The sequence below is a fragment of the Microcoleus sp. Pol12B4 genome (assembly GCF_036701385.1).
GTDB lineage: Bacteria > Cyanobacteriota > Cyanobacteriia > Cyanobacteriales > Microcoleaceae > Microcoleus.
Genome location: NZ_JAUBQR010000365.1, coordinates 1 through 3,342, shown reverse-complemented (window position 1 = coordinate 3,342; position 3,342 = coordinate 1). Strand labels below are relative to the sequence as shown.

Genomic DNA, 3,342 nt, shown 5'->3' with positions numbered 1-3,342 from the left:
TATTATTTACCCCTTAAAAAATTAAACTAACTTTCTAGCTATGACTCAAACCACTGATTTCCTCAGCCACCTCAACCCATCTCAGCGCCAAGCAGTCGCCCATTATAACGGGCCGCTGTTAGTAGTAGCGGGCGCTGGTTCCGGCAAAACCAGAGCTCTAACTTACCGAGTTGCTAACTTAGTTCGCACCCATCGAGTCGATCCAGAAAATATTTTGGCGGTGACATTTACAAATAAAGCTGCCAGGGAGATGAAAGAAAGAATTGAGAAATTGCTGGCAACTCAGCAAGCTGAAGCCGAATATGGCAAACCTTTGGTAGACTTAGCACCGGATGTGCAGACGAAATTGCGATCGCACATTTACAAAAAAATTACCAAACACATTTGGATGGGGACTTTTCACTCTTTGTGCGGTCGCATTCTCCGCTACGATATAGAAAAATACCAAGACGAAAAAGGCCGCCAGTGGAAGAAAAATTTTTCGATTTTTGATGAGTCAGATGCTCAAAGTCTCGTTAAACAAATCGTCACCAAAATACTGAACCTCGACGACAAGAAATTTGACCCGCGAAAAGTCCGCTATATCATCAGCAACGCTAAAAATAAAGGCTTGTCGCCTCAAGAATACCAAGCAGCAGAACCGGATTATCGAGGTCGCGTGATTGCCGCTGTTTACAGTCGCTACCAAGACGCTTTAGCAGCCAACAATGCCCTGGATTTTGATGATTTAATCCTCGTTCCCGTTAAACTTTTGAGCCAAAACGAGGAAGTATTAAGTTACTGGCATAAAAAGTTTTGCCATATTTTAGTTGACGAATACCAAGATACTAACCGCACTCAATACGATTTGATTCGGATGTTGGTGACAAATAACGCCGACCCAAAAAGCTTTGATAAATGGCAAAACCGCTCGATTTTTGTCGTGGGCGATGTCGATCAATCAATTTACAGTTTTCGGATGGCAGATTATACCATATTGCTGGAATTTCAAGAGGATTTCGGAGATGGTTTGTCAGACGATAAAACTCAGACAATGGTAAAATTAGAGGAAAATTATCGATCGCGCGAAAACATCCTGCAAGTGGCAAACCACTTGATCGAACACAATACCGAACGGATCGATAAAATCCTGCGGCCGACTCGCGAACCGGGAGCTCCGATTGTTGTCTGGCGCGCCGACAACGAATTAGATGAAGCGGAATTTGTAGCAGGTCAAATTCATTCTTTGAAGCGCCAAAACTCTGAATACGAAAACGGCAGTAACTTTGCCATTCTCTACCGCACAAACGCTCAATCTCGCTCCTTTGAAGAAGCGTTAATGCGTTTAGACATTCCTTACAATATTGTCGGTGGCCTGAAGTTTTACGATCGCAAAGAAATCAAAGATATCCTAGCATACCTGCGGGCGCTTGCCAATCCCGACGATAGCGTCAGCCTCAAACGCATCATCAATACTCCCCGTCGCGGCATTGGGGATACCACATTTTCCAAAATCGAAGACGCTGCAACTCAATTAGGCATTCCGTTGTGGGAAATCCTCAGCGATGAATCTTCTGTCAATACTCTAGCAGGGCGATCGGCAAAAGCTATTATTAAGTTTGCCGAAATGATTGGTCGTTGGCAATCGCAAATTGAAACTCTCCCGGCTTCGCAAATTGTCCAAGGAATTATCCAAGATTCAGGCTACATTGAAGATTTGAAAAATCAAGGAACCGATGAAGCCACAAACCGCATAGAAAACGTCCTAGAATTGTACAATGCAGTGCTGCAATTTGAAGAACAAAATGAAGAACCGACCCTGACATCATTTTTAGCAAAAGCATCTTTAGCCTCCGATTTAGATGACTTGCAGGAAGAAGATTCTCGCGTGTCGCTGATGACGCTGCACTCCGCCAAAGGGCTAGAATTTCCCGTAGTATTTCTAGTCGGAATGGAACAGGGTTTATTTCCCAATTTCCGGAGTTTGGACGATCCGAAAGCGATCGAAGAAGAACGCCGTTTGTGCTACGTCGGCATCACTCGCGCCCAGGAATTGCTATTTCTCACCCACACTCGCGAACGCCGTTTGTGGGGAGGTTTCCGGGAACACTGCACCCCTTCGCTATTCTTAGGGGAATTACCGACACATTTGCTGGCTGGAAGTGCGAAGAAAACTCCAGCGGGGAAAACGGCAGCATCTAAGGGAAAAACTAATAATTCCGCAGCTAATGCCGGCAGTTCTCAAGCGGGAACCAATGTACAATCGACGGATTGGCAAACGGGCGATCGGGTTTTTCATCATGCTTTTGGAGTTGGAGAAATTACGCACGTTTTAGGGGCGGGCGATAAAATTAATCTGGCAATTAAGTTTTCGGGTTTGGGCAGAAAAATCATCGATCCGAGAACAGCTAAGTTGCAGCGCGTCTAAGTAAAAATATCACAGTTGGCGGCGGTTAAAACCGCTTCAATAAACAAGATTACCTCCCTTCGCAAAGTATATAGCAAAGCATCTGCGTTAACTTGCGGTTTTCCCCTCCATCAAAGATTTATGCAATCACTCTAATCGGTCACACTTCGCATTGCTAATAACGCCGCCCCATAAGCAGCGGCAGTATGAATTGGCGTTGCAACAGGGACTTTTAAATAACGCTTTCTAATCGCACTCCAAACAGAATTTTTTGCCCCGCCGCCAGCAGTATAAACCTTTGTCAAAGGAGTTGCACCCAATTCTTGCAATAATTGATATCCCCGCGCTTCAATCCGCGCTATGCTTTCTAGCAAACCGTGCAGAAATTCCACTGAATCAGTTGGACGCGGTTCGAGTCGGGGTGGCAAATTCGGGTCATTAATCGGAAAGCGATCGCCCTTTTTCAACAATGGGTAATAATCCAGCAAACTCTCTTGTTCTGGCTCGATTTGTGTACTATAATTTTCTAACTCAACATCAGTAAAAAAGTGCCGCAGCACCGCACCTCCGGTATTAGAAGCACCTCCAACTAACCACAAATCGCCTAATTTATGACTGTAAATCCCGTATCTAGAATCATCTACGCGGGTATGACTTAACAGTTTGACTGCTAGTGTAGAACCGAGAGAAGTTACTGCTTCCCCTGGTAAATTAACACCACTTGCTAAAAATGCTGCAATGCTATCGGTTGTGCCAGCACAAATCATACAATCGCGGGGAAATCCGAAGCGATCGCCCACTTGATATCTCACTTCCCCCACAGGCGTGCCCGGTGCGACAACTTGCGGCAATTCAGGAGTTGCAGCGCCCGCAATTCCCTCTATCAGCCAATTCGGATAGCACAAAGTATCAACATCGAAACCGAGTTTCAAAGCATTGTGATAGTCGCTAATTCC

General features: G+C 45.2%; 2 protein-coding genes. One reads left to right on the top strand and one right to left on the bottom strand.

What is annotated here, in order from left to right; translation table 11 throughout:
• The first annotated feature begins 40 nt into the window (after positions 1 to 40).
• Entirely contained in the window at positions 41 to 2,407 is a 2,367-nt protein-coding gene (pcrA, locus tag QUA38_RS28090; protein ID WP_333167679.1) for a DNA helicase PcrA, read from the top strand.
• Positions 2,408 to 2,538: 131 nt separating this feature from the next.
• On the opposite strand, the gene QUA38_RS28085 is transcribed toward pcrA, so the two are convergent.
• The coding region (locus QUA38_RS28085; protein WP_333167677.1) for an FGGY-family carbohydrate kinase at positions 2,539 to 3,342 on the bottom strand (804 nt) is incomplete at its 5' end.

Excerpts from the sequence above, each read along its gene's own strand:
- pcrA (WP_333167679.1), top strand. The coding sequence starts at position 41 with ATGACTCAAACCACTGATTTCCTCAGCCACCTCAACCCATCTCAGCGC.